The sequence below is a fragment of the Pseudomonas sp. R9.37 genome (assembly GCF_963878885.1).
GTDB lineage: Bacteria > Pseudomonadota > Gammaproteobacteria > Pseudomonadales > Pseudomonadaceae > Aquipseudomonas.
Map to the genome: position 1 here is coordinate 1 of NZ_CAWNZA010000018.1, position 19,209 is coordinate 19,209.

Sequence of the window (19,209 nt, forward strand, 5' to 3'; positions counted from 1 at the left end):
GGGCTTGCCCCGCGTTGGGCTGCGAAGCAGCCCCAAAACCTGACAATTACCTCTTTCTGAAAAAATGCGGCGACTGTATGGCGGCCGCTTCGCGCCCCAACGCGGGGCAAGCCCGCTCGCCACAGGAGGCCCTGTCGCTGGGGTTTTAGTCGAGGCTGTAACGCACCGACAGCGCGCCTTTTTTCTCCGACAGGGCCAGGATGGTCACCTGGCCCAGCTCGCTCAACGCTTGCACGTGCGTGCCGCCACAGGCGTAGGCCGGCAATGCACCGAAACCCACTTCGCGGGTGCCGTCTTCCAGTCTCATGTGGCGCGGGTAGTCGGCGGCGATCCATTGGTCGATTCGGGTTTGAAACGCCTCGGCGTCAACGGCTTGCGCCGCTTGCCCACGGATAAAGGTGATTTTGCATTCGCCCGGCCAGTGATGGGCTTTGATCGGCATCCAGCCCAAGCTTTCCCCTGCATTGCCAATCAGATGCCCGGCCGAATGCAGGCGCGTGTACAGGGCGCGGCGCTGTTCATCGACCCGTGCGGTGATCGGGCCGGGCGCCACGGGGCGGTCAACATAGTGCACGACGCGATCGGCCTCCTGGGTGACGCGCACTACCTGGCTGTCGCCGAGCCAGCCGGTGTCGAACGGTTGCCCGCCGCCCTGCGGGTGGAAGAGGGTTGACTGCAGCGTGACGGCAAACTGGTCCTCGTGCGGCGTACAGGTCAGCACTTCAAGCTCGGCGGTCAGGTGGTCATGGGTAAAAAACAGGCGCTCGGTCATCATCTACATCCGCATCAGGGTTCTACGGGCAGTATAAATAGTGCGTAGATGGGTGATAATCCGTTCAATTATCAATGGACCTGTGCGTCATGAGCATCAATCTTCCTTTGCCCCTGCTGGGTGAAATGGCGATTTTCGTCAAAGTCGTGGAAACCGGCAGCTTCTCTGAAGCCGCGCGGCAACTGAGCGTTTCACCCTCGGCGGTGAGCCGCAGTATTTCGCGTCTCGAACAGGCCCTGGCCACGCGGTTGCTGCAACGCACTACGCGCAAACTGCGCCTGAGCGAAGGCGGCGAAGAGGTGTTCAAGCGTTGCCAGGAAATGGTCAACGCGGCGCGTTCGGTGATGGAAATCAGCGGCCAGTTTACCCATGAAGCCGAAGGGCTGGTGCGGGTCAGCGTGCCCAAGGCGGTCGGGCGATTCGTGGTGCATCCGCACATGCCGGAGTTCTTGCGCCGCTATCCCAAAGTCGATGTGCAGCTGATTCTTGAAGACCGCCACGTGGACTTGATCGATGACAATGTCGACCTGAGTATCCGCATCACCGACAGCCCACCGCCTGGGTTGGTCGGCCGACAATTGTTGCCCATTGAGCATTTGCTGTGCGCGACGCCGCAGTACCTGGCCGAGCACGGCACACCGGGCCATCCGCATGATTTACTCGAGCACAGCTGCATTTACCTGGGTGAAACCCCAGGCGATTCGCGCTGGAAATTCCGCCAGGGCGCCAAGGCGGTGACGGTCGGCGTGCGCGGGCGGTATGCGGCGAATCACACCGGGGTCCGGCTGGATGCGGTGTTGCAGCATGTGGGCATTGGCAGCTTGCCGTACTTCACTGCGCGGCATGCGTTGGAGGAGGGGCGTTTGGTGCAGGTGTTGCCGGCGTGGGATTTTATTGCCTCTTATCATGGCGAGGCGTGGTTGCTGCATTCGCCGACGCGGTATCTGCCGCCGAAGTTGCGGGTGTTTATTGATTATCTGGTCGCGTGTATGGCACGCGAACCGACACTGCGTCGAAGGTAGGGAACGCGGTAGAAAGGTGGGAGCGGGCTTGCCCGCGAAGGCGGCGTGTCAGTCAACGTTTTCACCGACTGATCCGTAGCCTTCGCGAGCAAGCCCGCTCCCACATTCAGAGGGGCAGCGGTCTGAAAAAAATCAGTGCTTGCTCTGGTCTTGCGGCATGGCCAGCAGCTGCTTTTCCTGGTTCCAGTCGAACGGTTCGTCGTTCTGTTCGGCCTCGAAGCGCCGCTCTTCCAGGGCCTGGTACAGGTCCAGTTCTTCATCCGGCATGAAATGCAGGCAATCACCGCCAAAAAACCACAGCAGGTCGCGCGGCACCAGGTGGGCGATCTGCGGGTAGCGCAGGATGACTTGACTCATCAGGTCCTGGCCCAGGTACTGGCTCTCGATCGGGTCGATCGGCAGCAGGGCGCGCAATTCGTCGAAGCGCTCCAGAAACAGGGTGTGGCTTTCCTCGGGCACCTGTTCGGCTTCGCCGACGGCAACCAGGATGCTGCGCAAGTGGTCGAGCAAGACGAGATGATCGGCAACGACGTTGGACACGAGATAAGTCCTCTAAAGCAAAAACGGGCGCGAGAGTATATAGCTCAAGCGCCCGTTTTTATATGACCGCTGGTATCAGCGGACTTTACCCTCAGCCTGGGTCAGCTCTTCCTTGCTGAAATCGTCCACGTCGATCACCTTGCGCCGTGCAGCTTCGGCGTCGCGCAGGGTTTGCGCTTCGCTCGGTTGCAGCACGCCGGCCTGCAGGGCGGCGTCGATGACGTGTTCGCCAGCGGTGGGTTTGACCTGACCGCTTTTGAGCGCCGCGTGGAGTTTTTTCTGCAGCGGATGGCTGGCACCGAGCAGGTCGTAAGCGTGTTGCAGGGCGCCGACCGGGTCTTCTGCCGATTGCGGGCGGTAGCAGCCCGCCAGCAGCTCTTCGAGGGTCGGGTCGCCTTTGGCACGACCAATCACCGCGGCCACCTCGGCGTCCAGTGCATCGGACGGTCCGGTGTGGCGGCGCCCGAACGGGAACACAATGACCCGCAGCAGGCAACCGAGCAGCCGGTTCGGGAAGTTGCTCAGCAGCTCATCCAGCGCACGCTCCGACTCGCCAAGGCTTTCTTCCATGGCCCATGCGAACAGCGGTTCCAGATGGTCCGGCGAATCCAGGTCGTGGTAACGCTTGAGCGCCGCCGACGCCAGGTACATATGGCTCAGCACATCGCCCAGGCGTGCCGACAGGCGTTCGCGACGTTTCAACTCGCCGCCCAGCAGCATCATGCTCAAGTCAGCGAGCAGGGCGAACGCGGCAGCCTGGCGGTTCAGTGCGCGGAAGTAACCCTGGCTCAGGCGGTTGCCCGGCGCTTTCTCGAAGTGACCTACGCCCAGGTTCAGCACCAGCGTACTGGCGGCGTTGCTCACGGCAAAGCCGATGTGTTGCATCAGCAGGCCGTCGAATTCCTTCAATGCCTGATCGCGGTCTTCGCGGCCGGCCAGGGCCATTTCCTTGAGCACGAACGGATGGCAGCGAATCGCGCCCTGGCCGAAGATCATCAGGTTGCGCGAAAGAATATTCGCGCCTTCCACGGTGATGAAGATCGGTGCGCCCTGCCAGTTACGGCCCAGGTAGTTGTTGGGGCCCATGATGATGCCCTTGCCGCCGTGCACGTCCATGGCGTGGCTGATGCATTCGCGGCCGCGCTCGGTGAGGTGGTACTTGAGAATGGCCGACAGCACCGAGGGTTTCTCCCCCAGGTCGACTGCATTGGCGGTGAGGATGCGTGCGCTGTCCATCAGCCAGGCGTTGCCGCCAATGCGCGCCAGGGCTTCCTGGATACCTTCGAACGCCGACAGCGGCACGTTGAACTGCTCACGCACCTGGGCGTATTGGCCCGTTACCAGGCTGGTGAACTTGGCCGCACCGGTGCCGACCGCAGGCAGGGAGATCGAGCGGCCCACCGACAGGCAGTTCATCAGCATCATCCAGCCCTTGCCGAGCATTTCCTGGCCACCGATGAGGAACTCCAGGGGGATGAACACGTCTTTGCCGGAGTTGGGGCCGTTCATGAACGCAGCGCCCAGCGGCAAGTGACGACGGCCGATTTCCACTCCGGGGGTATCGGTCGGGATCAGCGCCAGGCTGATGCCCAAGTCTTCCTTGTCGCCCAGCAGGTGGTCCGGGTCATGCGCCTTGAATGCCAGCCCCAGCAGGGTCGCGACCGGGCCGAGGGTGATGTAGCGTTTCTCCCAGTTCAGGCGCAGGCCAAGGGTTTCCTTGCCTTCCCATTCACCTTTGCAGATCACGCCGGTGTCGGGCATGGCGCCGGCGTCGGAGCCTGCCAGTGGGCCTGTCAGCGCAAAGCATGGGATGTCATCGCCACGCGCCAGGCGCGGCAGGTAGTGGTTGCGTTGCTCGTCGGTGCCGTAATGCAGCAGCAGCTCGGCCGGGCCGAGGGAGTTGGGCACCATCACGGTGGACGCCAGGTCGCCGCTGCGGGTCGCGAGCTTCATCGCGACCTGCGAGTGGGCATAGGCGGAGAAGCCCTTGCCGCCATATTCCTTGGGAATGATCAGGGCGAAGAAGCCGTGGGTCTTGATGTGCTCCCAGGCGGCGGGCGGCAAGTCCATGGCCTGGCCGATTTCCCAGTCGCTGACCATCGCGCAGAGTTCTTCGGTGGGGCCGTCGATGAAGGCCTGTTCTTCTTCGGTCAGTTGCGCTTTGGGGTAGGCCAGCAACTTGTCCCAATCAGGGCGGCCGCTGAACAGTTCGCCATCCCACCACACGGTGCCGGCGTCAATCGCGTCGCGCTCGGTCTGGGACATCGGCGGCAGGACTTTCTGGAACCAGCTGAACAGCGGCTTGGTGAAATATTGGCGGCGCAGGTCGGGCAGCAGCAAGGGCAGGGCCACGGCCGCGATCAACACCCAGAAGACCAGCAGCAGCCAACCCGGTGCGTGGCTCCAGGCGCCCATCGCCAGCAGGTAAACGGCGACCACGCCCAGGGCGGGCAGGGGCGCAGTGCGGCGGTGTGCCAGGTAGGCAATGCCGACCACCAGAACCAGTATCCACAACAACAGCATATTCAATCCTCCGTGAAACCAGGGGCGAAACCACCATGGAGCTTAGTCGGCATCCGAAAAAGCGCGGTGATCAGGGTGTAACGAGTTGTACGCGAAGCACCGACCACCAGGCGCCGACATTTGGCCGAATCGTCGTTATCTCTGCGCCAAACCAGTCGTTAGACTCAAGGCTTCCTTCGGAGATAACGCGCATGGATACGTACCTGAGTCCCAGCCGCTTCATCGATAGTGACCACCCTGCGGTGGTGGAGTTCGCCGAAAAACATCGCGGCCCGAGCGCGGATTTACGTGACCAGGCAGTCAGTCTTTATTACGCCGTGCGTGAGGCGATTCGCTACAACCCTTACACCTTCAGCCGCGACCCAGGCACTTTGAGCGCCAGCTTCGCCCTCGCCGCCGGTGAGAGCTACTGCGTGCCCAAGGCCACCCTGCTGGCCGCGTGTGCCCGCCACTGCGGCATCCCGGCACGCATCGGCCTGGCGGATGTGCGCAATCACCTCTCGACACCGCGCCTGATCGCCCTGCTCAAAAGCGATGTGTTCGCCATGCACGGCTACACCGAGTTGTACCTGCGTGGCCGTTGGGTCAAGGCCACGCCGGCGTTCAACCAGCAGCTGTGCGAGGTGTTTGATGTACCGCCGCTGGAATTCGATGGGATCAACGACAGCGTGTTTCATGCCTTCAACCGCCAGGGCCGGCGCTCGATGGAGTACGTGCGGGACCATGGGCAGTTTTCCGACGTGCCGGAGGTTTTTTTCTTCGCGCATATTCAGCAGTGTTACCCGCACCTGTTTGCCGAGGACATGCCGACCCTGCTGGGGGACATGCAGAGCGATTTAAGCCGCGCCTGAACCGGCGTATGCTGCTGCGTTCATCAAGCCATGTTCATCAACGATAAGGCGCGGTCATGCTGAAAATCTGGGGTCGTAAAAATTCATCAAACGTCAGGAAAGCACTGTGGTGCGCCGAGGAACTCGGCCTGGACTATGAAGCAATTGATGCGGGCGGGGCATTTGGTGTGGTCGATACACCCCAATACCGCGCGCTGAACCCCAATGGCCGGGTGCCGATGATCGAAGATGGCGACTTCGTGCTGTGGGAGTCCAACACTATCGTGCGTTATCTCTGCGCCAAGCAGGCGTCGAGCTGGTACCCAAGCGACCTGCAAGCCCGGGCGAATGCCGAAAAGTGGATGGACTGGACCACCTCAACCCTCGCCGAACCGTTCAAGGCGGTGTTCTGGGGCATCCTGCGCACCCCGGCTGAAAAACAGAACTGGGACAGCATCAATGCCGGGCGCCAGGCCTGTATCGACGCATTAGGCACCGTGGATAAAGCCCTGGCAGAGCAACCTTACCTGTCGGGCAACGAAATCGGCATGGGTGATATCCCACTCGGCAGCTTTATCTATGCCTGGTTCGAAATGCCTATCGAACGGCCTTCTATGCCCCATCTAGAGGCCTGGTATCACCGTCTGCAGCAACGGCCGGCGTACCGCAAAGCGGTCATGACCGCGTTGACTTAATACCCACTATTAATACGGGTGACTGTACTTGTGCGGCGCGGGCAAGCACCATGCCTGTCATGCGCCGCCGTTGAACTACCTGGGCTGCGCCCTCATCTATTGTTTCTATTCCCTTCTTTGGTGCGTATTCCGATATGAGTTCCGCTCTGTCCATCCGGCAGCTAACCAAAACCTACGGCAACGGTTTCCAGGCCCTGAGTGGTATCGATCTGGATGTTGCCGAGGGTGACTTCTTCGCCTTGCTCGGCCCTAACGGCGCCGGCAAATCCACCACCATCGGTATCCTCTCGACATTGGTCAACAAGACCAGCGGCACGGTGAATATCTTTGGTCATGACCTGGACAAATCCCCGGCGGCGCTCAAGCGTTCCATCGGCGTGGTGCCCCAGGAATTCAACTTCAACCAGTTTGAAAAGACCTTCGACATCGTCGTGACCCAGGCTGGCTACTACGGCATCCCGGCGAAAATCGCCAAAGAGCGCGCCGAGCAGTACCTGACCCAGCTGGGCCTGTGGGACAAGCGCGACGTGCCTTCGCGTTCGCTGTCCGGCGGCATGAAGCGCCGCCTGATGATCGCCCGCGCGCTGGTGCACGAACCGCGCCTGCTGATCCTCGACGAACCCACCGCAGGTGTGGACATTGAGTTGCGTCGCTCGATGTGGACCTTCCTCACCGAGCTGAACGAGAAGGGCATCACCATCATCCTCACCACCCATTACCTGGAAGAGGCTGAGCAGCTGTGCCGCAACATCGGCATCATCGACCACGGCACCATCGTCGAGAACACCAGCATGCGTAACCTGCTGGGCCAGCTGCATGTGGAAACCTTCCTGCTCGACCTGAAAAACAACCTGTCGGTGGCGCCGCAGCTGCTTGGCTACCCAAGCCGACTGGTCGATGGTCATACCCTGGAAGTCCAGGTGGACAAGGCCATGGGCATCACCGCGCTGTTCACCCAATTGGCCGCCCAGAACATCGAAGTGCTGAGCCTGCGTAATAAAACCAATCGCCTTGAGGAGTTGTTCGTGTCCCTGGTGGAGAAAAATCTGGCGAAGGTGGCGGTATGAGTTCCGAACTGCAACCCAACATTGTCGCGCTGCAGACCATCGTCTACCGCGAAGTGAAGCGCTTTACCCGGATCTGGCCGCAGACGCTGCTGCCGCCGGCGATCACCATGGTCTTGTACTTCGTGATCTTCGGTAACCTGATCGGCCGCCAGATCGGCGACATGGGTGGCTTCACCTACATGGAGTACATCGTGCCGGGCCTGATCATGATGTCGGTGATCACCAACTCCTACGGCAACGTGGTCTCCAGCTTTTTCGGCAGCAAGTTCCAGCGTTCCATCGAAGAGTTGATGGTGTCGCCGGTGTCGCCGCACACCATCCTGATCGGCTACACCCTCGGCGGCGTGCTGCGGGGCTTGATGGTGGGCGTGATCGTGACCTTGCTGTCGCTGTTCTTCACTCATCTGCAAGTGCATCACCTGGGCGTCACCATTTTGGTGGTGGTGCTGACGGCGACGATCTTTTCGCTGCTGGGCTTTATCAACGCGGTGTTTGCACGCAATTTCGATGATATTTCGATCATCCCGACCTTCGTGCTGACGCCGCTGACGTACTTGGGCGGGGTGTTCTACTCCATCACCTTGCTGCCGCCGTTTTGGCAGACCGTGTCGCTGGCCAACCCGGTGCTGCACATGGTCAATGCCTTCCGCTACGGCATCCTGGGCGTGTCGGATATCAAGATCAGCGTGGCGATCACCTTCATGCTGGTGGCTACCGTGGTGCTGTATGTTGGCTGCGCGCGGTTGCTGGTGAGCGGGCGCGGGATGCGAACGTAAGCAGTCAGTTGCAATAAAAAAGGCCTCTTTATGAGGCCTTTTTTATGGCGTGCAGAAAAGCCCTGTGGGCGCTGGCTTGCCTGCGTTCGGCCAGTGTGGTTGACGGGGCCTATCAGATCAAAAGCAGAGCACGGCGGCCTGGTAGCCGACCTGAGTGGTAGAAGCGAAAGCAGCACAACCCCACATCAACCTGATACACAGAGATCCAAATGTGGGAACGGGCTTGCCCGCGAATACGCTGTGTCAGCTACACATGAGCTGACTGACCCACCGCCTTCGCGAGCAAGCCCGCTCCCACAATTTAATCGAGTCAGCGCTCAAGATCAGGGGGGCTGTCAGGCTGCCGAGCTCTGCTTTTCTGTAGGCGCTGGGCCCTTAGTCTTTCAGTGCCAGCTCGATCAGTTCATGCAGTTCTTCAACCGGTAGCGGCGCACTGGCAAACAGGCTGCGGTAAACCGTGGGCGCGGCGATCAAGTTGAGCAACCGGTCCAGGCTCGGCAGTGCGTCGTGGGTGCTCTGGTAGCGGTCGAGAATGACCTGCATCTGGCCCATCAGGATGTTGCTGCAGTAGTCCCGGGGATGGCTGCACTGCACGTCGCGCATCATGTTGCGCCCAAGCTCGGAACTCATTTCGTCCAGGTATTGCTCGCCCCACGCACGCAAATCGCCGCGCAGGCTGCCGGTGTTGGCGGGTTCACTGTCTGGGCGCAGGCGTTCCAGCGCCACGTCGGCGAGCAGCGCAGACAAGTCGCCCCAGCGGCGGTAGATGGTCGACGGCGTGACGCCCGCGCGCGCAGCGATCATCGGCACGGTGACGCTGGAACGCTCATGGGCTTCCAGCAGTTCGCGCGCGGCGTTATGCACTGATTCTTGAACCCGGGCACTGCGGCCCCCCGGGCGAAGGCCTTCTTTAATCGCCATGCGTAAAACCTTAACACAAAGAATTTGCTTTAAGCGCTTGCGGGTAGCACACTCTGCAAAAGCAAAATATTAGCTTTAGCGGAGTGTGCACATGTCTAGCGTTATTTCTCAACGTTCCAGCCTGGCGTTCCTGGTCATCACGATGTTGACCTTCCTGGCTGCGTCCAGCGCGCCGACGCCGTTGTATCAGGTGTATCAGGACAACCTGCATTTCTCCGCAGCAATGCTCACGGTGATCTTCGGCGTGTACGCCGTGAGCTTGCTGGCGGCGCTGTTGACCGTCGGTTCGCTGTCGGACCACGTGGGGCGCAAGCCGGTGATTTTCGCCGCGTTGCTGCTGAATATTGTGGCGATGCTGCTGTTTATCAATGCTGACAGCACCGCCTGCCTGATTGCCGCTCGAGCGCTGCAAGGTTTCGCCACCGGCACGGCAACTGCAGTGTTGGCGGCAACGCTGCTGGACACCGACCGCCTGCGCGGGCCGATGCTCAATAGCCTCGCGCCGCTGTTGGGCATGGCCAGCGGCGCCTTGGGCAGTGGCTTGCTGGTGGAATACGCGCCACGCCCGACCCAATTGATCTACTTCACGCTGCTGGGCCTGATGGTGCTGCAGGCGCTTTACGTGTGGCGCATGCCTGAAACCGTCAGCCGCATACCGGGTGCCTTGAGGTCGTTGGCGCCCACCCTGCATGTGCCTGCGCAGGCGCGCCGGGCACTGTGGCTGGCGATGCCGCTGAATGTGGCGGTGTGGGCGCTGGGCGGGTTCTTTTCATCGCTGGCGCCTTCGCTGGTGCGGGCGGCGACGGGCTCGACCTCGCATTTGATCGGCGGCGGCCTGGTCGCAGTCGTGACCTTGAGCGGTGCGGTGATGATTTACAGCCTGCGCGATCACCCGGCACACAAGGTCATGCGTCTGTCGGCGGTCCTGCTGGCGGTGGGCGTGGCGTTGTTACTGGTCGCGGTGCAGAGCGCCAGCCTGTGGCTGTTCTTTGTTGCCAGTGTGATCGCAGGCTTTGGCTTCGGCGGTGGGTTCATGGGCAGTGTGCGCAGCATCGTCAGCTTGGCGTTGCCCCATGAGCGGGCCGGGTTGATGTCGGCTTTTTATGTGCTGAGCTACCTGGCGTTCTGCGTGCCGTCACTGCTGGCGGGCAACCTGAGCCGCGTGTTTGGCCTGATCGCCACCACCGATGGTTATGGCGCAGTGCTCATCGTGTTGGCGCTCGGCGCGCTGGCAGGCTTGATGGTGCAAGGGGCGGCGCGGGCCAGGGCTACAGTTTAGGCGATGTGCCTATATTGGCAAAGTAGATAACAGATAGAGATATTACCCGTTATATAGATATTCAATCCGGTTCTATGATGGTCTCAACCTCATGCGAGGAAGAGGATTGCCATCATGACCTGCTCAACTGCCATTACCTACAAACCCTTCAGTCACCTGGCCCGTCCACGGGAAGTGATTCGCCAGTTCACGCCCAACTGGTTTGCCGCCACCATGGGCACCGGCGTGCTGGCCCTTGCGCTGGCCCAAGTGCCGGCCCACTTGCCCGGCCTGCACACCATTGCCGAAGGGCTGTGGATGTTCACCGTCGGCCTGTTCGTGCTGTTCAGCGTGTTGTACGCGGCCCGTTGGCTGATGTTTTTCCACGAGGCGCGGCGGATTTTCGGGCACTCCACCGTCTCGATGTTCTTTGGCACCATCCCCATGGGCCTGGCGACGATTATTAATGGTTTGCTGTTGTTTGGGCTGCCGCGCTGGGGCGCCGATGTGGTGCCGTTGGCCGAAGCCTTATGGTGGCTGGACGTGGCGATGGCCCTGGCCTGCGGCGTGCTGATCCCATTCATGATGTTCACGCGTCAGCAGCACAGCATCGACCAGATGACCGCCGTGTGGCTGTTGCCGGTGGTTGCCGCTGAAGTCGCTGCCGCCAGCGGTGGCCTGCTGGCGCCGCACCTGGCCGACGCTCACTCGCAACTGGTGATGCTGGTGACCAGCTATGTGCTGTGGGCGTTTTCCCTGCCGGTAGCCTTCAGCATCCTGACCATCCTGATGCTGCGCATGGCCTTGCACAAACTGCCTCACGCCAACATGGCCGCGTCCAGCTGGCTGGCCCTCGGCCCTATCGGCACCGGTGCATTGGGTATGTTGTTGCTGGGCGGCGACGCACCGGCGATCTTCGCGGCCAACGGTTTGCCAGGCGTAGGGGAGATGGCCAACGGCCTCGGCCTGGTGGCCGGCATTACCCTGTGGGGCTTTGGCCTGTGGTGGGTGCTGATCGCCGTGTTGATCACCCTGCGTTACCTGCGCGCCGGCATTCCGTTCAACCTGGGCTGGTGGGGTTTTACGTTCCCGCTGGGGGTTTATGCCTTGGCCACACTGAAGCTTGCGAGCCTGCTGCACCTGGGGTTCTTCAGTGTGTTCGGGTGCGTGCTGGTGGTGGCGTTGGCGCTGATGTGGCTGATCGTTGCCACGCGCACTGTGCAGGGCGCCTACAAAGGTGAGCTTTTTGTATCGCCCTGCATTGCAGGACTAGGGAATAAGTGAGCGGGATTAGGTAAAGTCGTGGCCTGTCTTTTTATAAAAACCGGCAATCAAGCCTACCAGGCCACGCAGGAACACGGACGATGAGCCACCCCTCACAATTTACCTTGCTGCGCACACGGCGTTTCCTGCCGTTTTTCATCACCCAGTTGCTGGGCGCCTTCAACGACAACATCTTCAAGCAATCGCTGATCCTGGCCATTCTCTACAAGCTCACCATCGACGGTGACCGCTCGATCTGGGTCAACCTGTGCGCATTGTTGTTTATCCTGCCGTTCTTCCTGTTCTCGGCGCTGGCGGGGCAATTCGGCGAGAAATTCAACAAGGACGCACTGATCCGCGCGATCAAGATCGGTGAGATCGTGATCATGAGCGTCGGCGCCACCGGGTTCCTGTTCAACCACCTGGAGTTGATGCTGCTGGCGCTGTTTGCCATGGGCACGCATTCGGCGCTGTTCGGGCCGGTGAAGTATTCGATCATGCCCCAGGCCCTGCGCGACGATGAATTGGTAGGCGGTAACGGCCTGGTGGAAATGGGCACGTTTCTGGCGATCCTGGCCGGCACCATTGGCGCCGGGATCATGATGTCTTCGACCCATTACGCACCGATCGTGGCCGTGGCAATTGTCGGTGTGGCAGTGCTGGGTTATTTGGCCAGCCGCAGCATTCCGCGCGCGGCGGCGTCTACCCCAGGGTTGCGCCTGAACTGGAACATATTCAGCGAATCGTGGGCCACCTTGCGCCTGGGCCTGGGGCAGACCCCGGCGGTGTCGCGTTCGATTGTCGGCAACTCGTGGTTCTGGTTTGTCGGCGCGATTTACCTGACGCAAATCCCGGCCTACGCCAAGGAGTGGTTGTACGGCGATGAAACTGTAGTGACCTTGATCCTCACGGTGTTCTCGGTCGGTATCGCCCTGGGCTCGATGCTCTGTGAAAAGCTCTCCGGGCGTAAGGTGGAAATCGGCCTGGTGCCCTTTGGCTCATTTGGCCTGACAGTGTTCGGGCTGCTGCTGTGGTGGCACTCCGGCGGCTTCCCGCAGACTGCTCAGGAACATGACTGGCTCGGCGTACTTGGCTACGTCCATGCCTGGTGGGTATTGTTCGATATCCTCGGGCTGGGCGTGTTCGGCGGTTTCTATATCGTGCCGCTGTATGCGCTGATCCAGTCGCGCACCGCTGAAAACGAGCGTGCGCGGGTGATCGCGGCCAACAACATTCTCAATGCGCTGTTCATGGTGGTGTCGGCCATCGTGTCGATCCTGCTGCTGAGCGTGGCCAAGCTGTCGATTCCCGAATTGTTCCTGGTGGTGTCGCTGCTCAATATCGCGGTCAACACCTACATCTTCAGGATCGTCCCCGAGTTCACCATGCGTTTCATGATCTGGCTGCTCAGCCATTCCATGTACCGCGTGGAGCACCGCAACCTTGAGCTGATTCCGGACGAGGGCGCGGCGTTGCTGGTGTGCAACCACGTGTCGTTTGTCGATGCGCTGTTGATCGGCGGCGCAGTGCGTCGGCCGATTCGCTTTGTCATGTACTACAAAATCTACCGTTTGCCGGTGCTCAATTTTATCTTCCGCACTGCGGGGGCGATTCCGATTGCCGGGCGTCACGAGGATATCCAGATCTACGAAAAGGCCTTCGCGCGAATTGCCCAGTACTTGAAGGAAGGCGAGTTGGTGTGCATTTTTCCGGAAGGCAAGCTCACCGGGGACGGTGAGATGAATGAGTTCCGCGGGGGCGTGACGCGCATTCTGGAAGAAACGCCGGTGCCGGTGATTCCAATGGCGTTGCAGGGCTTGTGGGGGAGTTTTTTCAGTCGCGATCCGAACAAGGGGTTCTTTCACCGGATCTGGTCGCGGGTGGTGCTGGTGGCGGGTGAGCCGGTGACGGTCGAGGCGGCGACGCCTGCGCAGTTGCAGGAACGGGTGGGGGCATTGCGGGGGAGTGTCAGGTAGTTTTTTACTGACTGTTCGGGCTTCTTCGCGAGCAAGCCCGCTCCCACCGTTGACCGAGTTGTTCAAGCGAACGCGGTTTACTGTGGGAGCTGGCTTGCCTGCGATAGCGACAGTGAATTAGGCGCTGATCTTAAGGCCAATCAGCCCGCAGATAATCAACGCCACACTGGCCAACCGGAACAACGCCATGGACTCGCCAAACAGGATGATCCCGGCGATCACCGTGCCCACCGCGCCGACACCGGTCCAGATGGCATAGGCGGTGCCCAGCGGCAGTTCTTTCATGGCAAGGCCCAGCAGGCCGAGGCTGATGGCCATGGCGGCAATCGTCAGGGCGGTGGGCAATGGCTTGCTGAAACCATCGGTGTACTTCAAACCGACCGCCCAGCCCACTTCAAACAGCCCGGCAAAAAACAGGATGATCCAGGACATGATGACCTCTCTTCTAAAAGTGGGGTCGTCCCCTGGAATAGCGCTCGACAGCGTCGCGGGGTCGTCCCCGCGAAGCTCGGTAGAGTGCCGAATATCGATCAGGCGATCAAGTTTTTGGCGTGTTTTCCAATACCCGGCGGTCTTCCTTTTCGCTCATGCGGCGGAAGTAGGTCGACAGCAACGCCCCGGAAATATTGTGCCAGACGCTGAACAGCGCGCTGGGTACCGCCGCCAATGGCGAAAAATGCGCACTGGCCAACGCGGCGCCCAGTCCGGAGTTCTGCATGCCGACTTCCAGCGCCAGCGACTTGCGCTGGGCCAGTGGCAGTTTGAACAACCGGCCGGTGAAGTAACCCAGTAAGTAGCCGAAGCTGTTGTGCAGCATCACCACGGCCATGATCAACAGGCCCGATTCGGCGATCTTGGCCTGACTCGCCGCCACCACGGCCGCAACGATGATCACGATGCTCACCACCGACACCAGCGGCAGCACTTGCACCGCATGGCGCACGCGCTCGCCGAGCACACGTTGCGCGATCACGCCGAGCACAATCGGCAGCAGTACCACTTGCAGGATCGACCAGAACAACTCCATGAACGACACCGGCAGCCAGGCCGACGCCAGCAGCCAGATCAGTGCCGGCGTGAGCAGCGGGGCGAGAAGGGTGGTAACGGCGGCAATCGCCACCGACAGCGCCAGGTCACCACGGGCAAGCCAGGTCATCACGTTGGACGAGGTGCCGCTTGGGCAGCACCCGACAAGGATCACGCCGACGGCAATTTCCGGCGGCAGGTGGAAGGCCTGGCACAGCAACCACGCCATGCCCGGCATGATCACAAAGTGCGCGACCACGCCCAGGGCCACGCGCCACGGATGGCGGGCAACCTCGGCGAAGTCTTCAAGTTTCAAGGTCAGCCCCATGCCAAACATCACCAGGCCCAGCAGCGGCACAATGGCGCCTTTCAGGCCAATGAACCAGCCGGGCTCAAGGAAGGCGAGCACCGCGAAAATCAACACCCAGTAGGCGAAGGTATTGCCGACGAAACGGCTCAAGGCGGCGAGTGCGCGCATGGGGATGTCCTTGTTATTAGTTAAGTTCGGTAACGCGGATGTCTGCTTGGAAACCCAATCAAATGTGGGAGCGGGCTTGCTCGCGAATGTTGTGAATCAGTCAACCTATCCAGTGACTGACCCACCGCATTCGCGAGCAAGCCCGCTCCCACATTTTTGACCTTGAGTCGACTTAGATGCCCTGTGGGGTTTCTTCGCCGCCCAGTGCCTCAACCAGCGCCGGCAGAAATTCGCCGAACGTCAGCATCATCAGGGTAAAGCTGGCGTCCAGTTGGCCCAGGGCTTCGTCGCCGCCGTCCTGTTCGGCCTGGTCTTGCAGCAGGTCTTCGAACTTCAGGCGCTTGACGGTCATTTTGTCGTCGAGCATGAAGGACAACTTGTCCTGCCAGGCCAGTGACAGTTGGGTCACGACTTTGCCCGTGGTCAAGTGCAGCTGGATTTCTTCACCGGTCAGGTCCTGGCGCTTGCAGCGCACAATGCCGCCGTCTTCATGGGTGTCGCGCAGTTCGCATTCGTCGAGGACGAAGAAGTCATCGGCCGGTTTTTGCGTGGTGACCCAATCGGTCATGATCGCGGTTGGCGCGGTTTTTACCGTGAGCGGGCGAACCGGCAGGGTGCCGATCACTTCACGCAGGGTCGACAGCAGGTCTTCGGCGCGCTTGGGGCTTGCCGAGTTGACCAGGATCAGGCCCTGTTTCGGCGCAATGGCGGCGAAGGTCGACGAGCGACGGATAAAGGCGCGCGGCAGGAAGGCCTGGATGATTTCATCCTTGATCTGGTCGCGTTCCTTTTTATAGACCTTGCGCATTTGCTCGGCTTCGATCTCTTCGACTTTCTCTTTGACTGCGTCGCGCACCACGCTACCCGGCAGGATGCGTTCTTCCTTGCGCGCGGCGACCAGCAGGAAGTCACCGCTGACGTGAACCAGGGGAGCGTCTTCACCTTTACCAAAAGGGGCGACGAAACCGTAAGTGGTCAACTCCTGGCTTGCACAAGGGCGCGCCAGTTTGGTGGCCATGGCCGCTTCCAACGCCTCGGCATCAACAGGCAGATCTTGGGTCAGGCGATAGATAAGCAGGTTCTTGAACCACATGGGGTGAGTCTCTCCTTTATACAAAGGGGGGCATTATTCTCTTGATAGCGCCCGAGGCCAACCCTGCCTAAGCCATTGGAAGGGCTGAAAAAAAAGATTTAAGAAAGTGCTTGCCAGACCTAGGGTCGCTCCGTAGAATGCGCGCCACACCGAAACGAAGGGTGATTAGCTCAGCTGGGAGAGCATCTGCCTTACAAGCAGAGGGTCGGCGGTTCGATCCCGTCATCACCCACCATTCGCTTCATGTGTTACGCGCAGCGGTAGTTCAGTCGGTTAGAATACCGGCCTGTCACGCCGGGGGTCGCGGGTTCGAGTCCCGTCCGCTGCGCCATATTCGGTCACCTGGAACGCTGAACGCCAGGTCACCACAGGAAGCCCGCTCATTGAGCGGGCTTTTTGCTGTCTGGGGTGTGCGAAACCTCAAAAAACGCCGCCGATCATTTCCGATGATCGGCGGCGTTTTTTATTGGCCGGTTAGCAATCCCAGCGCGTGGTAACCATGACATTGCGTGGTTCGCCATACCCGGCGCAGTTATAGAAATCGATGTTGGTGCAGTAGGACTTGTCGAAGCTGTGATTGACGTTCAGCGTCGCCGAAATGTCTTTGGTGATCTGGTAGCGCGTCATCAGGTTCGCCAACCAGTAAGCGTCCTGGGAAAACGCTTCATAGTTGCCGTAGGGGCTGTTGTAGATGTCCTGCCAGCCCGGCGCCAGTTCGCTGGTCATTTCCAGTTCATACCCTTGGTCACCGCCTTGGTGCCTTTGAAGGCATAGCGGGTTGGGGTCGGCGTCTGGTTGTTGTAATCGTCGTCGGACACTGAGCGATTGTTTTCGTGGATTTCAAAATAGGCCGCGCTGGCGTTCAGGCGTCCGTCGAAGAAATCTGCCTTGAGACTCAGCTCGTAGTTCTGGCGCAATTTGTTTCGCGGTCGCGGTTGTAGCTTTCCTGGGGCATGAAGAGGTCGGTGTAGCTGGCGTACACCGAGTAGGTTTCGTTGCGGTCGTGGATCGCGCCAATGTACGGTACGAAGCGCCCGGTGAGCGCAATAGACTCGCGTTTGCGGGCCAGAGGCCCGGTTTTCCGGGGGCGTGCGCTGCGCCTATGAAAATATTTCAAATAAAGTGCATTTAAATCAAGACATTGCAGATTTTTGGTGTATGATGCCGCCCACACCGAAAGTGAAGGGTGATTAGCTCAGCTGGGAGAGCATCTGCCTTACAAGCAGAGGGTCGGCGGTTCGATCCCGTCATCACCCACCATTCGCTTCAACGTGTTACGCGCAGCGGTAGTTCAGTCGGTTAGAATACCGGCCTGTCACGCCGGGGGTCGCGGGTTCGAGTCCCGTCCGCTGCGCCATATTCGGTCATCTGGAACGCTGAACGCCAGGTCACCACAGGAAGCCCGCTCATTGAGCGGGCTTTTTTTTGCCTGCGATTCAGCTCGGCGATTCAACGGCGGGTGCCGTGGGGATCGGCGCGACCTCGCGTCGGCTCAGAAACGCGGACACCACCGCCGCCGTGAGCAGAGTGAGCCCCGCCAACCCTTGCAGCAAGGTGTTGAAGCCTGCGAGGTAGGCCGTGCGCAGCCCCGCCAGTGGCAGGGTCGCACTGGCGTGTCGGGCATCGCCCATGACCAACTGCTGGGCAATCACCGACACGTCCTGCGCCGTGCCGGCTTGCAGATGACGCGCGACCAACGCACTCAATACCGCCAGGGTGATTGCCAGCGCCACACCTTCACTGACGACGCGGGTGGTATTGAAAATCCCTGCCGCCATCCCCGCGCGTTCTTTGGGCACCACGCTGATCGCCAGGCCGTCCATCAACCCCCAGGGCAACCCGGTGCCGATGCCGATAACCAGCATCGCGGCGACGGTCTGCACGGGGTGGCCGACGTTGACCAGGCTCAACCCGTACAGGCCTGCCGCCGCAATCAGCAGGCCGATAGCGCACAGCAGTCCCGCCGACAGCCAGCGCGTGAGGCTTGCCGCGATAATCGGCACCACCAGCATCGGCGCCGACAACGCCAGCATCATCAACCCCGCGTCAAACGCGCTGGCACCCTCCACACCGATAAACCGCAGCGGCAGTAGCACGATCAACACGATGTAGCAGTAACAGGTGCCGATCGGCAGCAACTGCACGCCGATAAAGCGGGGAAAACGAAACAACTCCAGCGCCAGCATCGGTTGGCTGGCGCGATGTTCCACGAGGATGAACACCAGCAAAAACACGGCTGCTGACGCGAGCAGGGCATGGATCGTCGATGAGGCCCAACCGTGTTCGGGGGCCAGGATGACCGCCGTCGTCAAGGTCACCAGCATGGCCGAAAACGTCAGTACGCCGGCCAGGTCCAGGCGCAGCGCCTGCGGGTCGCGGCTCTCGCGCATTTTGGGGGCGGCGAACAACAGCGACAGGCCCGCCAGCAACGCCGTGGTGAGGAATACCGCGCGCCAACCCCACTGTTCAATCAGCAGCCCCGACACCAGGGGGCCGAATGCCAACCCCGCGCCAAACGTACTGCCCAGCAGGCTGAAGGCTCGGGTGCGCGCATGCCCGTCAAACTCCTGCGCCAGTGCCGCGCAGCCGCTGGCCAGCGCAGTGGCTGCCGCAACCCCTTGCACGCCGCGCAATATATCCAGCCACACAATGCCCGGGGCCACGGCCAGCAGCAGTGACACCAGGGTAAACAGCAACATGCCCGACAAAAACAACCGCTTGCGCCCATAGCGGTCGGCCAGGGTGCCAGCGGCCATCAACAGGCTGCCGAAACTGAGCATGAACGCGTTGGTAATCCAGGCCAATTGCGCAGGATGGGCCGCAAATGCCTCACCGATAAACGGCGTGGCCACGGCGCCGCCGGTGAAACTCATGGGTAATACCAGCGCCGCGAGGCAAATCGCCGCCAGAATGGCATAGCTGCCAGGCGCGGATTCAGTGGTTGCGTTCATGGGCGTTCCCGTCGGTCT

Annotated in this window: 16 protein-coding genes, 4 tRNA genes and 1 pseudogene; 12 read left to right on the plus strand and 9 right to left on the minus strand. The window is 60.8% G+C overall.

Going from position 1 to position 19,209, the window contains the following annotated elements; genetic code table 11:
• Positions 1-145 precede the first annotated feature (145 nt).
• On the minus strand, positions 146-772 hold the full coding sequence (locus tag AACU78_RS11815; RefSeq protein ID WP_106580705.1) for a hypothetical protein: 627 nt from the start codon (positions 770-772) through the stop codon (positions 146-148).
• An 89-nt stretch (positions 773-861) separates the two neighbouring features.
• On the opposite strand from AACU78_RS11815, the gene AACU78_RS11820 reads away from it, so the two are divergent.
• Entirely contained in the window at positions 862-1,794 is a 933-nt protein-coding gene (locus tag AACU78_RS11820; RefSeq protein ID WP_106580686.1) for a LysR family transcriptional regulator, read from the plus strand.
• A gap of 132 nt (positions 1,795-1,926) precedes the next feature.
• Here AACU78_RS11820 and AACU78_RS11825 read toward each other — a convergent pair whose 3' ends face one another.
• Together AACU78_RS11825 and AACU78_RS11830 are read right to left on the minus strand one after the other, a co-directional pair.
• A complete protein-coding gene (locus AACU78_RS11825; RefSeq protein WP_010567536.1) occupies positions 1,927-2,334 on the minus strand; it encodes a PA2817 family protein in 408 nt (135 codons plus the stop codon).
• A 75-nt stretch (positions 2,335-2,409) separates the two neighbouring features.
• Entirely contained in the window at positions 2,410-4,857 is a 2,448-nt protein-coding gene (locus tag AACU78_RS11830; RefSeq protein ID WP_106580687.1) for an acyl-CoA dehydrogenase, read from the minus strand.
• 191 nt (positions 4,858-5,048) lie between these two features.
• Between AACU78_RS11830 and AACU78_RS11835 the strand changes: the two genes are divergently transcribed.
• The 4 genes from AACU78_RS11835 (at position 5,049) to AACU78_RS11850 (ending at position 8,225) form a co-directional block, all read left to right on the plus strand.
• Positions 5,049-5,708, plus strand: coding sequence for a transglutaminase-like domain-containing protein (locus AACU78_RS11835; RefSeq protein ID WP_106580688.1), 660 nt, complete (start codon positions 5,049-5,051; stop codon positions 5,706-5,708).
• A 56-nt stretch (positions 5,709-5,764) separates the two neighbouring features.
• Positions 5,765-6,382, plus strand: a complete 618-nt coding sequence (locus tag AACU78_RS11840; RefSeq protein WP_106580689.1) for a glutathione S-transferase family protein — start codon at positions 5,765-5,767, stop codon at positions 6,380-6,382.
• Between the two features lie 134 nt (positions 6,383-6,516).
• The gene (locus AACU78_RS11845; RefSeq protein ID WP_106580690.1) at positions 6,517-7,449 is read left to right on the plus strand and encodes an ABC transporter ATP-binding protein; all 933 of its coding nucleotides are present in this window, start codon (positions 6,517-6,519) and stop codon (positions 7,447-7,449) included.
• Complete coding sequence (locus tag AACU78_RS11850) at positions 7,446-8,225, plus strand: ABC transporter permease (protein ID WP_106580691.1); 780 nt, start codon at positions 7,446-7,448, stop codon at positions 8,223-8,225. Before AACU78_RS11845 ends, AACU78_RS11850 begins: the two co-directional genes overlap by 4 nt.
• A gap of 375 nt (positions 8,226-8,600) precedes the next feature.
• On the opposite strand, the gene AACU78_RS11855 is transcribed toward AACU78_RS11850, so the two are convergent.
• Positions 8,601-9,146: a TetR/AcrR family transcriptional regulator gene (locus tag AACU78_RS11855; RefSeq protein ID WP_106580692.1), complete on the minus strand. Its 546-nt coding sequence runs from the start codon at positions 9,144-9,146 to the stop codon at positions 8,601-8,603.
• A 91-nt stretch (positions 9,147-9,237) separates the two neighbouring features.
• On the opposite strand from AACU78_RS11855, the gene AACU78_RS11860 reads away from it, so the two are divergent.
• The 3 genes from AACU78_RS11860 (at position 9,238) to AACU78_RS11870 (ending at position 13,643) form a co-directional block, all read left to right on the plus strand.
• Positions 9,238-10,425 carry an MFS transporter gene (locus AACU78_RS11860; RefSeq protein ID WP_106580693.1) on the plus strand — a complete coding sequence of 396 codons (1,188 nt, stop codon included), beginning with the start codon at positions 9,238-9,240 and terminating at the stop codon, positions 10,423-10,425.
• Between the two features lie 114 nt (positions 10,426-10,539).
• On the plus strand, positions 10,540-11,688 hold the full coding sequence (locus AACU78_RS11865) for a TDT family transporter (RefSeq protein ID WP_106580694.1): 1,149 nt from the start codon (positions 10,540-10,542) through the stop codon (positions 11,686-11,688).
• Between the two features lie 80 nt (positions 11,689-11,768).
• On the plus strand, positions 11,769-13,643 hold the full coding sequence (locus AACU78_RS11870; protein WP_106580695.1) for an MFS transporter: 1,875 nt from the start codon (positions 11,769-11,771) through the stop codon (positions 13,641-13,643).
• 117 nt (positions 13,644-13,760) lie between these two features.
• Here the strand turns inward: AACU78_RS11870 and sugE are convergent, their stop codons facing one another.
• The 3 genes from sugE to rdgC form a co-directional block, all read right to left on the minus strand.
• Positions 13,761-14,075, minus strand: coding sequence for a quaternary ammonium compound efflux SMR transporter SugE (gene sugE / locus AACU78_RS11875; RefSeq protein WP_010166396.1), 315 nt, complete (start codon positions 14,073-14,075; stop codon positions 13,761-13,763).
• Between the two features lie 106 nt (positions 14,076-14,181).
• The gene (locus AACU78_RS11880) at positions 14,182-15,147 is read right to left on the minus strand and encodes a bile acid:sodium symporter family protein (protein ID WP_106580696.1); all 966 of its coding nucleotides are present in this window, start codon (positions 15,145-15,147) and stop codon (positions 14,182-14,184) included.
• 172 nt (positions 15,148-15,319) lie between these two features.
• Positions 15,320-16,240 (minus strand): recombination-associated protein RdgC, encoded by a 921-nt coding sequence (gene rdgC / locus AACU78_RS11885; protein WP_106580697.1) that lies wholly within the window; start codon positions 16,238-16,240, stop codon positions 15,320-15,322.
• A 159-nt stretch (positions 16,241-16,399) separates the two neighbouring features.
• On the opposite strand from rdgC, the gene AACU78_RS11890 reads away from it, so the two are divergent.
• Both AACU78_RS11890 and AACU78_RS11895 read left to right on the plus strand, forming a co-directional pair.
• Positions 16,400-16,475, plus strand: a tRNA-Val gene (locus AACU78_RS11890).
• A gap of 19 nt (positions 16,476-16,494) precedes the next feature.
• Positions 16,495-16,571 (plus strand) — tRNA-Asp (locus AACU78_RS11895).
• A gap of 143 nt (positions 16,572-16,714) precedes the next feature.
• On the opposite strand, the pseudogene AACU78_RS11900 reads toward AACU78_RS11895, so the two are convergent.
• Positions 16,715-17,279: pseudogene (locus AACU78_RS11900) on the minus strand (TonB-dependent receptor domain-containing protein); the annotation flags it as partial.
• A 145-nt stretch (positions 17,280-17,424) separates the two neighbouring features.
• Between AACU78_RS11900 and AACU78_RS11905 the strand changes: the two are divergent.
• Positions 17,425-17,500: transfer RNA gene (locus tag AACU78_RS11905), tRNA-Val, on the plus strand.
• A 20-nt stretch (positions 17,501-17,520) separates the two neighbouring features.
• Positions 17,521-17,597 (plus strand) — tRNA-Asp (locus AACU78_RS11910).
• Positions 17,598-17,676: 79 nt separating this feature from the next.
• Here the strand turns inward: AACU78_RS11910 and AACU78_RS11915 are convergent.
• Positions 17,677-19,191, minus strand: coding sequence for an MFS transporter (locus AACU78_RS11915; protein ID WP_106580698.1), 1,515 nt, complete (start codon positions 19,189-19,191; stop codon positions 17,677-17,679).
• Positions 19,192-19,209 lie beyond the last annotated feature (18 nt).